The sequence below is a fragment of the Actinoallomurus acaciae genome (genome assembly GCF_042429965.1).
In the GTDB taxonomy this organism is placed as follows: Bacteria; Actinomycetota; Actinomycetes; order Streptosporangiales; family Streptosporangiaceae; genus Actinoallomurus; species Actinoallomurus acaciae.
Window position 1 is genome coordinate 1 of record NZ_JBHLZP010000167.1, and the last position, 15,735, is coordinate 15,735.

The window sequence follows — 15,735 nt, forward strand, 5'->3', positions numbered from 1 at the left end:
GAGGAGGTCGCCGCCGAGGGGCGCCGGGCCGTCCGGGTCGTGGTCAAGGTGCGGTACGCGCCGTTCACGACCCGGACGCACGGCCGGACGCCGGCCACGCCGACCGCCGAGGCGGCCGCGATCGAGCGGGCCGCGCTCGGCGCCCTCGACGACTTCACCCCGGACCGGCCGGTCCGCCTGCTCGGCGTACGAGCCGAACTGGAGCGGTGAACCGCACCCGTCCCGCCCGCACACGCCCGAACGCGGCGAGCGCGGCCACGTGCACTACGTCGAGTTCGACCAGTTCGTCGGCACGGTGTACGGCATGAACTCCGGCCACAGGCCGGAGCGGCACTGGGCGGCGGGCCATCCGTTCGCCCCGGCCCTGATGGTGCTCGGCTCGATCGTTGTGTACCCGGCGCTCGAACGCCTCGGCCTGCTCTGATCAGCCCGCGCGCCCGGCCGCCTCCTCCAGGCCGCGGCGGACCAGGACGCGGGCCAGGTGCCTGCGATACTCCGGGCTCGCGTTGCGGTCGGCGAACGGCGAGGTGCCCTCGGCCGCCCGCGCCGCCGCGTCCGCGATCGAGGCGCCGTCGGCCAGCGCCCGCTCCGTCGTGGCCGCCCGCAGCGGCGTCGACCCCATGTTGACCAGGCCGACCGACGACCCCTGGACCGCGACCGCCACGATGGCCCAGTCGATGGCCCGGCTCGTCAGCTTCTGGAACGACCAGCCCGGCGAGGCGGGACGGGGCAGCCGGATCTCGGTGAGCAGCTCGTCGGGCTCCAGCGCCGTCTCGAACGGGCCCAGGAAGAACTCGCTCGACGGGATCTCCCGTACGCCCGACGGGCCCGACACGACCAGCGTGCCGTCCAGCGCGAGGACGACGGCGGGTACGTCCGAGGCGGACTCGCCGTGCGCGAGCGAGCCGCCGATGGTGCCGCGGTGGCGCACCTGGGGATCGCCGACGCGGCCCGACGCGTACGCGAGCAGGGGCAGCTCCGCCGCGAGCAGCTCGGAGTGCTCCAGGTCGTGGTACCGGGTGAGCGCGCCGACCGCGATGTGGTCGGCCTCGCCGCGGATGTAGGACAGCTCGTGGACGCGGCCGATGTCGATGAGGAACTCCGGCTGCGCGAGACGCAGCTTCATCAGCGGCAGCAGCGAGTGCCCGCCCGCAAGGATCTTGGCCTCGTCGCCGTACTCGGCGAGGAGGCTCACCGCCTCTTCCGCCGAACCCGCGCGCCGGTACTCGAACTTCGGGGGGATCATCGCGCGCCCTCCGCGCTCTCGGCCGCCGACATGATCGCCCGGACGATGTTGTGGTAGCCGGTGCAGCGGCACAGGTTGCCCTTGAGGGCCGCCCGCACCTGGTCCTCGGACGGGTGCGGGTTCTCGCGCAGCAGCGACGTCGCGGCCATCACCATGCCGGGCGTGCAGAACCCGCACTGGAGCGCGTGGTGCTCACGGAAGGCGCTCTGCACCGGGCTCATCGCGCCGTCCTCGCCGGCCAGGCCCTCGAGCGTCTGAATCTCGTCGCCGTCGACCTGCGCCGCGAGCACGGTGCACGACTTGACCGACTCGCCGTTGACCAGCACGGTGCACGCTCCGCAGGTGCTGGTGTCGCAGCCGATGTTGGTCGCGGTGAGGCCGACCGCGTCCCGCAGGTGGTGGACCAGCAGGGTGCGGTCCTCCACCTCGTGGCTGGTCTTCTCGCCGTTGACAGTGATCGTCACGTTCACTGGGCGGTCCTCGCTTCGTTGATCGCGGTCCAGACGCGTTCGGGGGAGGCGGGCATGTCGATGTGGCGTACCCCGAGGTGGCCGAGCGCGTCCACGACGGCGCTCTGCACGGCGGGGGTGGAGCCGATGGTCCCGGCCTCGCCGATGCCCTTCACCCCCAGCGGGTTCACCGTCGTGGGCGTCTCCATCGGGACCAGCTCGAAGCTCGGCAGCTCGGCGGCGCTGATGAAGGTGTAGTCCAGCAGCGTGGCGGTCACCGGATTGCCGTACTCGTCGTAGGCGACCTCCTCGAACAGGGCCTGCGCGGCGCCCTGGGCGATGCCCCCGTGGCGCTGGCCCTCGGCGAGGATCGGGTTGACCACCGGGCCGGCGTCGTCGACGGTCACGTGCCGGATGAGGCGGGGCCGGCCGGTCTCCATGTCGACCTCGACGACCGCGACGTGCGAGCCGAACGGGAACGTCGACTGGTTCGTGGCGAACCTCGTGTCGGCGGACAGCCCCTCCGGCCCGGCGCGTTCGGCGAGCTGCGCCCAGGGCACGCCCCGGCCCGGCACGCCGCGTACCGTCCACATGCCGCTCTCCAGGTCCAGCACGAGGTCGGCCGGGTCGGCCTCCATCTCCTCGGCGGCCAGCTCGCGCGCCCGTTCCTTGATCTCCACGGCCGCGTTGTGCACGGCGGTGCCGCCCAGCTGGAGAGACCGGGACCCGAAGGTGCCGACGCCCTCGGTCAGCACGTCGGTGTCGCCGTGCCGTACGGTGATGCGGTCCATCGGGATGCCGAGCTCGTCCTGGACGAGCATCGCCCACGCGGTCGCGTGGCCCTGCCCGTGCGGCGAGCTGCCGGTCCAGACGGTGACCGTGCCGTCGGGGTGCACCGAGACCCGGGCGGTCTCGCCGGCGTCCGGGCCGCCTCCGGTGATCTCCACGTAGGCCGAGACGCCGATACCGAGCTGGATCGGGTCGTCGCGCTCGCGGCGGCGCCGCTGCTCGGCGCGCAGCTCGTCGTAGCCGGCGGCCTCCAGCACGGTGTCCAGCGCCTTGGCGTACTCGCCGGTGTCGTAGGTCGCCCCGGTCGGCGTCCGGAAGGGGAACTTGTCGGGCGCGACGAAGTTGCGGCGGCGTACCTCGGCGGGGTCCATGCCGATCTCGGCGGCGAACAGGTCCATCGCCCGCTCGATCGCGGCGGTGGCCTCGGGGCGGCCGGCGCCGCGGTAGGCGCCGATCGGCGTCGTGTTGGTCACGACGCTGCGGTACGCCGTCTCGACGCGCGGCAGGTCGTACACGCCGCTCGCCATCAGCATCGTCAGGTTCGGCAGCATGCCGCCCATGCGGACGTACGCGCCGCAGTCCTGGACGATGTCGAGCCGGTACGCCTCGACGTGGCCGTCGCGGCCGCCGCCGATCGTGATGGTGTGGACCTGGGCGCGGCCGTGGGACATGGCCATGAGGTTCTCGTTGCGCGTCTCGACCCAGCGGACCGGCCGGCCGGTGCGGCGCGCGGCCCAGCCGACCACGATCGTCTCCCGGTCGGCGCCGATCTTGGCGCCGAACCCGCCGCCGACGTCCGGCGCGATGACGCGGACCGCCTCCTTGCCGAGGCCGAGCCCGTCCATCAGCTCGTCTCTGACCCCGTGCACGTTCTGCGTGCTGGACCAGACCGTCAGCCGGTCGTCGGCCCACCGGGCGGCGGACGCGCGGACCTCCAGCGGGGCGGCGGCCACGCGCTGGTTGACGATCGTGCGTTCGACGACGACCTCGCAGTCGGCGAAGGCCTTGTCGTCGAACTCCTTCGCGCCGCCCTTGCTGAGGACGTTCGTGCCCTTGCCGGGGAACAGCAGCGTCTCGTCGGTGAGCGCCTGCCGGACGCCGATGACGGCGGGCAGTTCGTCGTAGTCGACGCTGACCAGCTCGGCGGCGTCCTCACCCTGGTAGGGCTCCTCGGTGAGGACGATCGCGACCGGCTCGCCGACGAAACGCACGACTTCCTTGGCGAGCAGAGGCTCCGCGTCGGCCGACCGCACCGGGATGTCGTCGAGGTCGTCCGCGGTCAGCACGGCGACCACACCGGGCTCCTCCAGCGCCGCGGAGACGTCGATGCCGGTGATCCGCGCGTGGGCCATCGGACTGCGTACGAAAGTGGCGTACGCGGCGCCCTGGAGCTCGGGCAGCCGAAGATCTTCGAGATAGTGCGCGCCGGTGGTGAGCAGGCGCGGATCCTCGGTGCGCACGACGCGGGTGCCGACAATGCTCATAACCCCTCCGAGGTCAAGGGCCGAATTCTCACATCCTATTAACACGGACATTAGGGGCGAAAAAGGATGTGGTACGACCCTAACGATCATTCCACCGGCCGAGCGGCGCTGCCATCGTTCCACGCCGATTCCGCGGACCCGCGCCGGCGACCTGGGCGGCTAGGTGAGATCACTCTTGTAGAAGACGCTGGCCTGGCGGACACCGCCGGTGTTGGAGTGGAAGCCGAAGGCCAGCCGTGGGCCGGACGAGGTCGCCCAGATCGCCATGCCCTGGGGTTCCCTGCCGGGGAGGGACTGGCCGGCGGTGGTCGGGTAACGGTCGACCACGATGCTCTGCCCGGTGTCGTTCAGGTCGATCGTGGTGATGTAGGAGGTCGTGCTCACGGGCCCCTCCAGCAGATAGGCGTACCGGCCGTAGGCCGTGTAGCCCTGGAAGGGATTCGCGTCGCCCCATGAGCCCCGGGAGGGCAGCGCCCGCTCGGTGAGCCGGTCATCGGTGGTGAGGCGTCCCGCTCGTGCGTCGCTCAGGTCGAACGCGACGATGCGCGGCATGTCGGCGGCGACCTTGTAACGCACCAGGAGGTGGCCGCTGACGGGGTCGATCGCCGGCTGCGGATTGATCATCGTCTCGCCGATCGAGGGCGTACGGTCCTGGATGGAGCCATCGTCGGCCTCGAGGGACGTGCCGTTGGCGAAGGGGAAACGTCCGATCTTGGTGCCGAATCCCGATGCGCTCGCCTCCCACTCCGTCCACAGGTAGACGGCGCCGTTGTAGGGTTCGGCGGCGATGGCCACGCCGTGCCCGAATCCGTGCAGAGCCATCGCTCCGGTCTCGTTACCGGCGAGATCGGTCTGAGTGATCCAGATGTCACCGTTGGTGGAGTCCGGATTGGACTGCGTGAAGTAGACGTGGCCGTTGGTGCCGTCGTACGCGAACGACTGCATCACCCAGTTGGCGTGCAGGGACTTCTTCAGGATCGGGTTTCCTCCGGCGCCGTCGAGGACGAACTGCTCGGAGTCGGCGACGTGGGCACGAGCCGCCGTCGCCCCGACCAGCGGAATCGCACCGATCGTGGCGATGAGCCCGCCGCGGAGGACGGCTCGCCGGGACGGATGGCGCACGATCATGGGGGCTCCCTCAAGACGATCTCGCCGGATCGTGAACAGAATGAGCTTCTGACCAAGAGACGGCAAGACCCGGGCGCCCAGAGACGATCAACGGACGACGAGACCCCGGCGCCCGGAGGCGCCGGGGCCCGTCCGCCTCCCCTTACTGGACGTTGATCGTGAACGTCGACGTCGTGTTCCGGATGTCGACGGCGTTGTCGCTCAGCTTGAGGTTGTTGAAGGTGGCCGAGCCGACCGCCGGGCCCTGGCCCGGTTCGGGCAGTTCGTTGGCCCAGACGCCGAAGCCGGACTTGGCGTCGTAGGCGTCGCCGCTCTTGTGCGCGCCGGTGATGGTGACGTTGGTCAGGACGGTGTCGGTGACCGGGTTCAGCGGCTGGCCGCCGCTGTAGTCGGTCTGGAACATGATCCCCGAGTACGTCGGGTCGACGATGTCGACGTCACTGACCCGGATCGCGCGGAACTGCTTGGAGGCCGAGAACATCCAGATCCCCGGGAAGGTCTGCGCGCCCCAGAAGTGGCCGCCCGCCCGCACGATCGAGATGTTGCCGAAGGTCGTCGGGTCCGGCCCGAAGTCCTCCATCGGGTAGCCGAAGTCGAGCGAGCTGATCGTGATGCCGGAGTAGGTCAGGGTGTCGGCGATGTAGACGTTCTTGACGGTGTTGTCCTGCCCGCCGTACACGGCGACGCCCGCCGCGCGCCACGGCAGGATCGCCGTGACGTTCTGGAGGACGTTGTTCTTCTCGCCGGTGCCGCCGGAGTCGGTCGCGGCGAACAGCGCGAAGCTGTCGTCGCCGGTCGCGCGGGCCTCGTCGTTGGACACCAGGTTGTCCGAGCTGCCGTTGGTCATGTTGATGCCGTCGGCGAACGTGTCCCGGATCCGCGCGTTCGTGATCGTCATGTGGTCGGTGTTGTTGCCCCAGTACATGCAGACCATGTGCTCGACCCAGATGTTGTCGATCGTGTCGTTCGCGACGTTCTGCAGGTCGAACACCTTGCCCGGCCCGTCGATGCGCGAGGTGTAGTTGCCGAAGTAGGCGAACCCGGAGAACGTCGAGCCGTTCGCCGTCGCGTCGGCCCGGATGCCGACGTCGGTGTTCTCCTGGCCGGTCGGCGCCTGGAACTGCGTGTACCAGGGGCCCGCGCCGATCATCTTGATCGCCTTGCCGTACACCTGGAGCTTGCCCGACGTCTGGTACGTGCCCGCGGGCAGGTAGACGCCGGTGAGGGTCGGGTCCTGCCGTGCCTTGTCCAGGGCGTTCTGCACGTCCTGCTGGGCGAACCCGGCGGGCACCGTGTACTTGCCCGGGTCGGGGTTGGCGATCGGGGAGACCTGCTCGGTGTTGATGAAGTCGATCGAGTAGTACGCGGCCGTGTTGGCCGCGTCCTTCTGCAACCTGATCTTGCTGCCGGCCGGGACCGTGGTGCCGAGCATCACGTGCGCCTCGTCGTAGATGTGCCGGGGCGTCGAGCTCGGCGAGTTGTTCGGGTTGGTCTCGTCGCCGTACAGCCAGGCGAAGTGCGAGGTCAGGTCGATCGCCTTGAGGAACGTGCCGTTGACGTAGACGTCCAGCGTGGAGTTGATCCCGCCGCCGCCGGAGGCGTCCGGCATGGCGAACCGCGTCACGAGCGTGTTGGTGCTCGCCTTGGTGGTGAACTCGACGCCGGCGCCCGTTCCGGCCAGCTTGACCGCGCGGCGGCCGGACGCCTCACCGGCGAGGTCCCCGATCGTGCGGTTCGGGCCGACGATCGTGGCGCCTCCGGACAGGACGCCGTCCTCGGCCTCGTAGCTGTCATAGGGCATGTTCGCGCCGCGGCCGACGAAGAACGGCGTCGTGCTCGTGTTGTTCGCCTGCTTGACCGGCAGTTCGTTGGGGTCGTTCGCCAGCACGACCTTGACGGTGTACTTGCCGTTCGCGGCCGTCCACGAGCCGAGGGTGACCGGCGCGGCGGTGGCGCCCGCGGCGATGGTCCCGTTGACCGAGCCGGTGAACGTCTTCACGACGGAGTTGTTCGCGTCGAGCAGCGAGAGCGTGATGCCGTGGGAGCCGGCGCCCGAGGCGACGGTGCCCTGGTTCTTGACGGTGACGCTGAACGACACGTTGTTGCCGCTCGACGGGTTGCCCGGAGTCCAGCTCACCGACGAGGCGACCAGGTCGGAGCTGGCGACCGGCGCGACCACCAGGGACGTCGGGTTCGTGTAGGTGTTGTTGTTCTCGTTCAGCTCCAACACCTTGTCCGACTCGTCGACCTTGCCGACGAGCTGGTACGTCCCGGCGGTCCGTGTCCCGATCGAGGCGGACACCGACGTCGAGGCGCCCGCGGCGATCGCGCCGACCGACGCGGTGCCGACCTTCTGCCCGGACAGGTAGAAGTTGACGTCCGTCGCGTCGGACGCGGCCGTGCCGATGTTCTTCACGGTGGCCTTGAGGGTGACGCCGTCGGTCTCCACCGGCGAGGACGGGGTCCACGACATGTCGCCGATGGTCAGGTCGGGCGCCGGGGCCGGGGAGCCCATGACCTGGAGCTCGGCGACCTGCCCGCCGGGAGCGCCCGAGTTGCTCGTGAACGCGAGCTGTACGTCGGCGACCGTGGCGGAGACGGGGATCGTCACGGTGTTCGCGCCGTTGTTCGGGTCGAAGGAGTAGCTCTTGGCGCCGACGAGCGTGGTGTAGCCGCCGGAGTGCGTCGCCCGGCCGAGCACCGCGATGGTCTGCGTACGGGCGCCCCAGACCGGGTCGGGGTTGAGCTTGACGACGACGGAGCTGATGACGGCCTTGGCGCCGAGGTTGACGCTCAGGGTGGCCGGGTAGGCGCCGGAGGCGCTCTCCCAGTACGTGCCGACGTTGTCGTCGTTGGCGTTCGTCTCGACGAAGTCGTACACGTGTGAGGAGGCGGTGATCGGTTTTCCGGCGGCGAGGTTGGTGTCGGCGGCGGGCCGGGCCGCGGCGGGCGTGGGGGACGCGGCGGCGGGGGACGCCAGTCCCAGGGCGGTGAACAGGCTGATCACGGCGGTGGCGGCGATCAGCCGCAGGCGTGTGCGGTGGGGTCTCATTGCGCCTCTCGTCTGCGACAGCGCCGGCCGCGCGCACGGCGGCGCTCTGGAGGGGGCACGTGCCTGGGGGAGGCATGTGGGACGCATCACAGAGGTTAGATTTGCGGACAACTCAGCGCAAGACTCAAACTTTTAATTGCAAAAATGTGATGAGATCGCCTCGGATGGGATGTCTGATCGTCCGGTGCCTGGCCCGGCTCCCGCCCGCTGCCTCAGACTCTTGGTCGTCGGGACGGCGAGAGAGGGAGGCGCGGCGGATGCCGGAACGGGTGGCGTTGGTGACGGGCGCGTCAAGGGGCATCGGGGCGGCGACCGTGCGGCGGCTCGCGCGGGACGGGATGGCGGTGGCGATCAACAGCCACCCCGAGGAACGGATGGTCGCCATGGCCGAGCGGGTCGCGGCCGGGATCCGCGACGACGGCGGCAGCGCCGCGGTGTACGTCGCGGACATCGGCGACGCCGGCTCGGTGGACGCGATGTTCGGCCGCTGTGAGGAGGAGCTGGGGCGGGTCGGCGTGCTGGTGACGAACGCGGCGGTGACCCGGCGTACGGAGTGGACCGACCTCACCGAGGCCGACTGGGACCGGATCCTCGGGGTCAACCTCACCGGTGCGTGGCTGTGCGCGCGGCGCGCCTTCGGCGAGCCGCCGGCCGAGGGCGGTGCGATCATCACCGTCAGCAGCGTCCTCGCCCGGGTGGGCGCGGCGGACTCGGTCCCGTACGCCACCACGAAGGCGGGCCTGCTGGGCTTCACCCGCTCGATGGCCCGCGCTCTCGGGCCGGCGGGCGTACGGGTCAACGCCGTGATGCCGGGCGCGATCCGGACCGAGGAGGAGCTGGAGGCCTACCCGGACCAGGAGGCGATGGAGCGGCGGGCCCTGTCGCTTCAGGCGCTCCAGCGCCGGGGCCTGGCCGAGGACATCGCGAACGTGGTGGGCTTCCTCGCCGGTCCGGACAGTGCCTTCATGACGGGCCAGACCGTCTGCGTGGACGGGGGCTGGGTCCTGCACTGACGGGCGGCCCGCCGGCCGCGCCTCAGCCCACCGGGAGCTCGAAGCGTCCGAACAGCCACGTGCCGGGCGCCGCGGGGTCGTCGCCGGCCCAGAACTGCGTCCACAGCCGGACGAACTCCTCCCGTGAGAGGTGGCCGTCGCCGCCCAGGTCGAGCAGGTGGAAGATCGCGTCGGTGTCGGTCGGGCGGCCGGTCCACGCCTCGATCATCCGGTTGTACTCCTCCGGCGAGACGCGCCCGTCGCCGTCCTCGTCGACGGCCTCGAACATCGCCTCGGCGGTGTCGCCGACCGCCCCGGGCATGCCGCCGAGCCGGCCGACGACGAGCAGGACCTCATCGAGGGTGACCCTGCCGTCCCGGTCGGCGTCGGAGGCGGCGAGCAGGGTGTCCCACCAGCCCATCATGATCGAGGTCAGCCGGACGCTGCCGCTCGTCCCCCGGATGGCGATCCAGCGGGCGGTCAGGGCCGCGAAGTCGGCCTCGCGGAGGAAGCCGTCGCCGTCGGCGTCCATCGCCTCGAACACGCCGGCGATCTTCTTCCGCTGGAACTCACTCGCCATGTGATCGGTCCTTCCGGTACGCCCGATGGGGAGGTGAAAGCGCAGCTTCATGGTGGTGACATGCCTGCGCTGCTTCAATCGCCCGCGAGCGCTACCTTCTTCTCCCTCGGTAACCGAACCGTCACCCAAAGTGGGAGGTGAATTCCGAGACATCCTCTACGCCGGGAATGCGGCTTATCGAGGAGATGGGCCGCTCACCGCCGCCACCACGTGCGGCGGAAGGCCCTGGATGGCGAGCGTGGGGGCGCAGGCGCCGGCTGGGGAGATGACCAGGGCCAGGTGGTGGCAGCGGTGAGCGGACTCGCGACGAGCGGGGGAGAGCCCGCCGCGCGGACGGCGAACGCATGGGCCATGTCCGGACGCGGATGTGGTCCGGTGCCGAGGGGGCGCGTTCGTGGTCACGCTTCAGGTATAGCCCGACATGGCCGGAGAAGCGGACAGACTTCACGAAAGTTGAATCTGGGTCAGATATCGGACGGCTGACCACGTACCGTGAAACCGTGGAACTACGGCAACTGGCGTCGTTCCTGGCGGTCGTCGAGGAGGGGCAGTTCGCCCGCGCCGCCGCCCGGCTGTTCCTGTCGCCGCCCGCGGTGACGGGCCACATCCAGCGGCTCGAACGCGAGCTGGGCGTGCAGCTCCTCGAACGTTCACCGATCGCACTGACACCGGCGGGCGAGCGGCTCGTGCCCCACGCCCGTACGATGCTCGCCGCGGCGAACGCCGCCACCGACGCCGTCACGGACCTGCGCGCCGATGACGATCTCCCGCTGCGCGTCGGCGTGATGGCTCCCGGCTCGGCCGAGCTGACGCCCGCGATTCTGCGGGCCTTCCGCCGGGCGCAGCCGAACGTCCCGCTGAGCGTCGAGAGCCTCGGCTTCGCCGAACACACCACCGCGCTCACCGAGCACAAGGTCGACCTGGCGTTCGTCCGCCCGCGGCCCGAGGACGAGCGCCTCAACGTGGACGTGCTCACCACCGAGCCCCGGGTGCTGATCGTGCCCTCGGCCGGCCCGGGAGGCGACGCGGACGCGCTGCGCCTGAGCGACGTGCTCGACCTGATCTTCGTCGGGCTGCCCGAGGGCGTGCCCCAGGTGTTCACCGACTACCTGTACTTCGCTCCGGCCCTCAACGGCATACCGCCACGCTGTGGCGTCGACGAGGCGGCGACCATCCAGGACGTGCTCACCAGTGTCTCGGCGGGACGAGGGACCGGCGCCGCGCTGTACTCCTTCTCCCGTCTCTACCGCTGGCCCGGCATCAGGTTCGTCCCGGTGGTCGACGCGCCCTGGGCGCAGAGCGTGCTGGCCAGCCGGAGGGACGACCTCCGCCCGCAGGTACGGGCCTTCCGCACGCTGGCCACCACGATGGCCCGCGAACTGGGCCCCAGACTCGCGTCCGCCTCCGAGGCGGCCAGGTCGCTCATCCTCCCCGAGCCGTAGAGCCCGCGCGAGGTCCTCACCCGCGCGGGCCCGGGGCCCGTTCAGTCGACCTCGGCGACCGCCTGGGCGAACTGCGCCGTGTAGAGCCGCGCGTAGGCCCCTTCCGCCTTGAGCAGCTCGTCGTGGGTGCCCTGCTCGACGATGCGCCCCGACTCCATGACGAGGATCAGGTCCGCGTCGCGGATCGTGGACAGCCGGTGGGCGATGACGAAGCTGGTGCGGCCCTCGCGCAGGGAGCTCATCGCGCGCTGGATGAGGACCTCGGTGCGGGTGTCGACCGAGCTGGTCGCCTCGTCCAGGATGAGGATGGAGGGCCGGGCGAGGAACGCGCGGGCGATGGTGATCAGCTGTTTCTCACCCGTGCTGACGTTGGCGCCCTCGTCGTCGATGACCGTGTCGTAGCCGTCCGGCAGCGTACGGACGAACCGGTCGACGTGCGTGGCGCGGGCCGCCTCCACGATCTGCTCCTGGGTCGCGCCGGCCGCGCCGTACGCGATGTTCTCCGCGATGGTGCCGCCGAACAGCCAGGCGTCCTGCAACACCATGCCCGTACGGGCGCGCAGGTCCTCGCGGGTCATCTCGGCGACGTCGACGCCGTCGAGGGTGATCCGGCCCCCGGTGACCTCATAGAAGCGCATCAGGAGGTTCACCAGTGTGGTCTTGCCGGCGCCGGTCGGGCCGACGATCGCGACGGTCTGCCCCGGCTCGACCGTCAGGGACAGGTCCTCGATCAAGGGGGTGTCCGGGCTGTAGCTGAACGAGACGTGCTCGAACGCCACCCGCCCGCGTACCTCCTGCGGCCGTACCGGCGTCTCCGGGTCCGGTTCCTGCTCGTCGGCGTCCAGCAGCGCGAACACGCGCTCGGCCGAGGCCACCCCCGACTGGAGGAGGTTCGCCATGCTGGCCACCTGCGTGATCGGCTGGGTGAACTGCCGGGAGTACTGGATGAACGCCTGCACCTCGCCCAGCGACAGCGACCCCGAGGCCACCCGCAGCCCGCCGATGACTGCGACGAGGACGTAGTTGAGGTTGCCGATGAACATCATCGCCGGCTGGATCATGCCGGAGATGAACTGGGCGCGGAAGCTGGCGGCGTAGAGGGTCTGGTTGTGCCGCTCGAAGGTCTCCCGCGACTCCTTCTGCCGCCCGAAGACCTTGACCAGCGCGTGCCCGGTGAACATCTCCTCGATGTGCCCGTTGAGGCGGCCCGTCGTGGCCCACTGCTTGACGAACTGCGGCTGGGCCTTCTTGCCGATCCGGGCCGCCACGAACACCGACACCGGCACGGTCACCAGCGCGATCAGCGCCAGCAGCGGCGAGATGGTGATCATCAAGGTCAGCACGCCGATGATCGTGAGCAGCGAGGTCAGGATCTGGCTGAGCGTCTGCTGCAGCGTCTGCTGGAGGTTGTCGATGTCGTTGGTGACCCGGCTGAGCATCTCTCCGTGCGGCTGCCGGTCGAAGTAGCCCAGCGGCAGCCGGGCCAGCTTCGTCTCGGCCTGCTCGCGCAGCCGGTACATCGACCGCTGGACGATCGTCGTGGTGAGCCGGCCCTGCAGCAGCCCCAGAACCGCGGCGACCACGAAGAGGGCCAGCACGGTCAGCAGCACCGTGCCGACCCTGCCGAAGTCGATGCCGTGCCCGGGGACGAAGTCGATCGAGCTGAGCATGTCGGCGAGGGTCTTCTGACCGCTCGCGCGCAGGTGCTCGACCAGTTGCGCCTTGGTGACCCCGGCCGGCGCCTGGCGGCCGACCACCCCGGCGAAGATCAGGTCGGTGGCCTGGCCGAGGATGCGCGGGCCGAGCACGCTGGTGGTGACGCTGGCGACGGCCAGCAGCAGCGTGATGGCGATGAGCGGCCGCTCGGGCCGCAGCATGCGCAGCAGGCGCCGGCTCGATCCGCGAAAGTCCAGGGACTTCTCGACCGACCGGCCGGCCATGAACGCGGCCGGGCCACGGGCCGCGCCCGGTGCCGGCCCGGGACCACGGCCCGGTACCGGGCGTTCTCCGGACGGGGAAGTCATGCGGCCTCCTGCTCGGTGAGCTGGGAGAGGACGATCTCCCGGTAGGTCTCGTCGGTGTCCATCAGTTCGTGGTGGGTGCCCGTGCCGACGACGCGGCCCTCGTCGAGGACGACGATGCGGTCGGCGTGCCGGATGGTGGAGACGCGCTGGGCGACGATGACGACGGTCGCGTCGGAGGTCTCGGTGGCGAGCGCCGCCCGCAGCGCCGCGTCGGTGGCGTAGTCCAGCGCGGAGAAGGAGTCGTCGAACAGGTAGATCTCGGGCCGGCGCACGAGCGCGCGGGCGATGGCCAGGCGCTGCCGCTGGCCGCCCGAGACGTTGGTGCCGCCCTGGTCGATCTTGGCGTCCAGGCCGCCGTCCATGCGCTCGACGAAGTCGCGGCCCTGGGCGATCTCCAGGGCGTGCCAGAGCTCCTCGTCGGTCGCGTCGGGTTTGCCGTACCGGAGGTTGGAGGCGACCGTGCCGGAGAACAGGTACGGCTTCTGCGGCACGATCGCGACCGCCTCCGACAGGACGTCCGGGTCGAGCGCGCGTACGTCGATGCCGTCGACGAGCACCGTGCCGGCGGTGACGTCCATGAGCCGGGGGATCAGGTTGAGCAGCGTGGTCTTTCCGCTGCCCGTCGACCCGATGATCGCGGTGATCTCGCCCGGCCGCGCGACCAGGTCGATCCCGCTCAGCACGGGCCGCTCGGCGCCGGGGTAGCGGAACCCGGCGTCCCGCAGTTCGAGATGGCCGTGCACGGCGAGCGTACGGACCGGCTCGTCCGGCGCGACGACGCTGGGCTCGGTCTCGAGCACCTCCTGGATGCGCTCGGCGCACACCTCGGCACGCGGCACCATCATGAACATGAAGGTGGCCATCATCACCGACATCATGATCTGCATCAGGTAGCTCAGGAACGCGGTCAGCGCGCCGATCTGCATCGACCCGTCGTTGATCAGGTGGCCGCCGAACCACAGCACGGCCACGCTGGAGACGTTGACGACGAGCATCACCGTCGGGAACATCAGGGCCATCAGCCGCCCGGTGCCGAGGGAGACCTCGAACAGTTCGGTGTTGGAGGTGGCGAACCGTTCCTGCTCGGGCCGGTCCCGCACGAAGGCCCGGATCACGCGGACCCCGCCGATCTGCTCGCGGAGGATCCGGTTGATCGTGTCGATGCGCGTCTGCATCAGCCGGAACAGCCGGCGCATCCGGGTGATGATCAGGGTGATCACCACGCCGAGGACCGGCACGCTGACCAGCAGCAGCGAGGACAGCTTGACGTCCTGGTTGAGCGCCAGCACGATGCCGCCGATCCCCATGATCGGTGCCGACACCATGATCGTGAACGTCATCAGGGCCAGCATCTGGACCTGCTGCACGTCGTTGGTGGTCCGGGTGATCAGGGACGGCGTGCCGAACCGGCCCACCTCGCGCGCGGAGAACTCCTGCACGCGATTGAAGATCCCGGCCCGCACGTCACGGCCGAGCGCCATCGCCGTACGTGCGCCGAAGTAGACCGCGCTCGCCGAGCAGACGATCTGCACGAGGGAGATGGCGAGCATGATGCCGCCGGTCCGCATGATGTAGCCGGTGTCGCCCTTGACCACGCCGCTGTCGATGATGTCGGCGTTCAGGCTCGGCAGGTACAGGGTCGCCAGGGTCTGCACCAGCTGAAGCGTCACCACGAGCGCCAGCGGCTTTCGATAGGGGCGCAGATAGGCACGCAGAAGTCGGATCAGCACACGCAACTCTTCCTGTCGGCCAAGGGAATCCGGGCGAGCGGCCGCCGTCTCCGGGGGAGATGGCTGCGGGGGACCGGTAGGAAAGTACCTCTAAGGCAGAGGTGTTTGCGCGTGATTTTTCCCGAAGCTGAATTCTTACTGGTGAAATATCCGCAGGTAGCGCCGCGTGTGGAGGATTGTCGTGATGTCCGGGGGTGGCCTGTTGGGGAAGGCGGCTCACGATCCGTGACGACCGGCGGGCCCGCTGTCGTACAAACCTGCCCGACCGGCCGATACGGGAACGCCGTTCTCAGCGGAACATGGCGGCATTGCCCTTTCGTCGCCGGTGGCCACCTGGACCGCCTGCCGTTCTGATCAGGAGGTGAGGCGTGAGGGTGCCGGCACCGGGCCCAAGGCGGAGAACCGCGTGGCGCAGGTGGCCGGCCTCCCGGGTGGTCCTCATCGGCGGCACGATGGCGCTGCCGATGATCTGCGCCTTCACGCTCCTGTTCTCGGCGGTGACCGGCCTGCAGGACGCCGACGCGACCGCCCGTCGGTCCGTGGCGATGCTCACCTCCGCCGGCCGGCTCGACCGGCTCATGCTCTCCCTCGACGAGGACACGCGTGCCCTGGCGCTCACCGGCGCTCCCGGCTATCTCCGCGCCTACGACGCCGAGCGGGCCGCCTTCTCCACGGAGGAGGCGCGCTTCGCCCGGCTCGCCGCGAGGTGCGGCCCGGACGAGGCCCGCCGGGCCGGGGAGTTCGTCCAGGCCGAGAACGCCTACCTGCGCGACCAGCTCACCCCGCTCGCGAACGCCGCCCGCGGCGGCACCGCCGCGG

13 protein-coding genes are annotated in these 15,735 nt (G+C 70.3%); 5 read left to right on the forward strand and 8 right to left on the reverse strand.

The features are described 5' to 3' along the window. Window positions 1–210, forward strand: a 210-nt coding sequence (locus ACFFNX_RS22240) for a DinB/UmuC family translesion DNA polymerase (protein ID WP_446678521.1), incomplete at its 5' end; no start/stop codon positions are given. 49 nt (window positions 211–259) lie between these two features. After that, on the forward strand, window positions 260–424 hold the full coding sequence (locus tag ACFFNX_RS22245) for a hypothetical protein (RefSeq protein WP_378205408.1): 165 nt from the start codon (window positions 260–262) through the stop codon (window positions 422–424). Here the strand turns inward: ACFFNX_RS22245 and ACFFNX_RS22250 are convergent, their stop codons facing one another. The 5 genes from ACFFNX_RS22250 to ACFFNX_RS22270 form a co-directional block, all read right to left on the reverse strand. Continuing rightward, entirely contained in the window at window positions 425–1,246 is an 822-nt protein-coding gene (locus tag ACFFNX_RS22250; RefSeq protein ID WP_378205411.1) for an FAD binding domain-containing protein, read from the reverse strand. It abuts the gene before it with no gap. Continuing rightward, window positions 1,243–1,710 (reverse strand): (2Fe-2S)-binding protein, encoded by a 468-nt coding sequence (locus ACFFNX_RS22255; protein ID WP_512699858.1) that lies wholly within the window; start codon window positions 1,708–1,710, stop codon window positions 1,243–1,245. Before ACFFNX_RS22255 ends, ACFFNX_RS22250 begins: the two co-directional genes overlap by 4 nt. Window positions 1,711–1,712: 2 nt before the next feature. After that, window positions 1,713–3,968 carry a xanthine dehydrogenase family protein molybdopterin-binding subunit gene (locus tag ACFFNX_RS22260; RefSeq protein ID WP_378205417.1) on the reverse strand — a complete coding sequence of 752 codons (2,256 nt, stop codon included), beginning with the start codon at window positions 3,966–3,968 and terminating at the stop codon, window positions 1,713–1,715. Between the two features lie 159 nt (window positions 3,969–4,127). Next, entirely contained in the window at window positions 4,128–5,096 is a 969-nt protein-coding gene (locus ACFFNX_RS22265; protein ID WP_378205420.1) for a phage baseplate protein, read from the reverse strand. Between the two features lie 142 nt (window positions 5,097–5,238). After that, on the reverse strand, window positions 5,239–8,148 hold the full coding sequence (locus ACFFNX_RS22270; protein ID WP_378205423.1) for a CARDB domain-containing protein: 2,910 nt from the start codon (window positions 8,146–8,148) through the stop codon (window positions 5,239–5,241). A 257-nt stretch (window positions 8,149–8,405) separates the two neighbouring features. Here ACFFNX_RS22270 and ACFFNX_RS22275 point away from each other — a divergent pair, with 257 nt between their 5' ends. Continuing rightward, on the forward strand, window positions 8,406–9,161 hold the full coding sequence (locus ACFFNX_RS22275) for an SDR family NAD(P)-dependent oxidoreductase (RefSeq protein ID WP_378205425.1): 756 nt from the start codon (window positions 8,406–8,408) through the stop codon (window positions 9,159–9,161). Window positions 9,162–9,183: 22 nt separating this feature from the next. Here ACFFNX_RS22275 and ACFFNX_RS22280 read toward each other — a convergent pair whose 3' ends face one another. Beyond that, the gene (locus tag ACFFNX_RS22280) at window positions 9,184–9,720 is read right to left on the reverse strand and encodes an EF-hand domain-containing protein (RefSeq protein WP_378205428.1); all 537 of its coding nucleotides are present in this window, start codon (window positions 9,718–9,720) and stop codon (window positions 9,184–9,186) included. Between the two features lie 500 nt (window positions 9,721–10,220). Here ACFFNX_RS22280 and ACFFNX_RS22285 point away from each other — a divergent pair, with 500 nt between their 5' ends. Further along, window positions 10,221–11,162, forward strand: a complete 942-nt coding sequence (locus tag ACFFNX_RS22285; protein WP_378205431.1) for a LysR family transcriptional regulator — start codon at window positions 10,221–10,223, stop codon at window positions 11,160–11,162. Window positions 11,163–11,203: 41 nt separating this feature from the next. On the opposite strand, the gene ACFFNX_RS22290 is transcribed toward ACFFNX_RS22285, so the two are convergent. Both ACFFNX_RS22290 and ACFFNX_RS22295 read right to left on the reverse strand, forming a co-directional pair. Continuing rightward, a complete protein-coding gene (locus ACFFNX_RS22290) occupies window positions 11,204–13,186 on the reverse strand; it encodes an ABC transporter ATP-binding protein (RefSeq protein ID WP_378205434.1) in 1,983 nt (660 codons plus the stop codon). Continuing rightward, complete coding sequence (locus ACFFNX_RS22295) at window positions 13,183–14,916, reverse strand: ABC transporter ATP-binding protein (RefSeq protein WP_378205437.1); 1,734 nt, start codon at window positions 14,914–14,916, stop codon at window positions 13,183–13,185. The genes ACFFNX_RS22290 and ACFFNX_RS22295 overlap by 4 nt, the downstream gene beginning before the upstream one ends. 431 nt (window positions 14,917–15,347) lie before the next feature. Between ACFFNX_RS22295 and ACFFNX_RS22300 the strand changes: the two genes are divergently transcribed. Then, the coding region (locus ACFFNX_RS22300; RefSeq protein WP_378205441.1) for a hypothetical protein at window positions 15,348–15,735 on the forward strand (388 nt) is incomplete at its 3' end.

Excerpts from the sequence above, each read along its gene's own strand:
- ACFFNX_RS22250 (WP_378205411.1), bottom strand. The coding sequence starts at position 1,246 with ATGATCCCCCCGAAGTTCGAGTACCGGCGCGCGGGTTCGGCGGAAGAG.
- ACFFNX_RS22260 (WP_378205417.1), bottom strand. The coding sequence starts at position 3,968 with ATGAGCATTGTCGGCACCCGCGTCGTGCGCACCGAGGATCCGCGCCTG.
- ACFFNX_RS22265 (WP_378205420.1), bottom strand. The coding sequence starts at position 5,096 with ATGATCGTGCGCCATCCGTCCCGGCGAGCCGTCCTCCGCGGCGGGCTC.
- ACFFNX_RS22270 (WP_378205423.1), bottom strand. The coding sequence starts at position 8,148 with ATGAGACCCCACCGCACACGCCTGCGGCTGATCGCCGCCACCGCCGTG.
- ACFFNX_RS22275 (WP_378205425.1), top strand. The coding sequence starts at position 8,406 with ATGCCGGAACGGGTGGCGTTGGTGACGGGCGCGTCAAGGGGCATCGGG.
- ACFFNX_RS22280 (WP_378205428.1), bottom strand. The coding sequence starts at position 9,720 with ATGGCGAGTGAGTTCCAGCGGAAGAAGATCGCCGGCGTGTTCGAGGCG.
- ACFFNX_RS22290 (WP_378205434.1), bottom strand. The coding sequence starts at position 13,186 with ATGACTTCCCCGTCCGGAGAACGCCCGGTACCGGGCCGTGGTCCCGGG.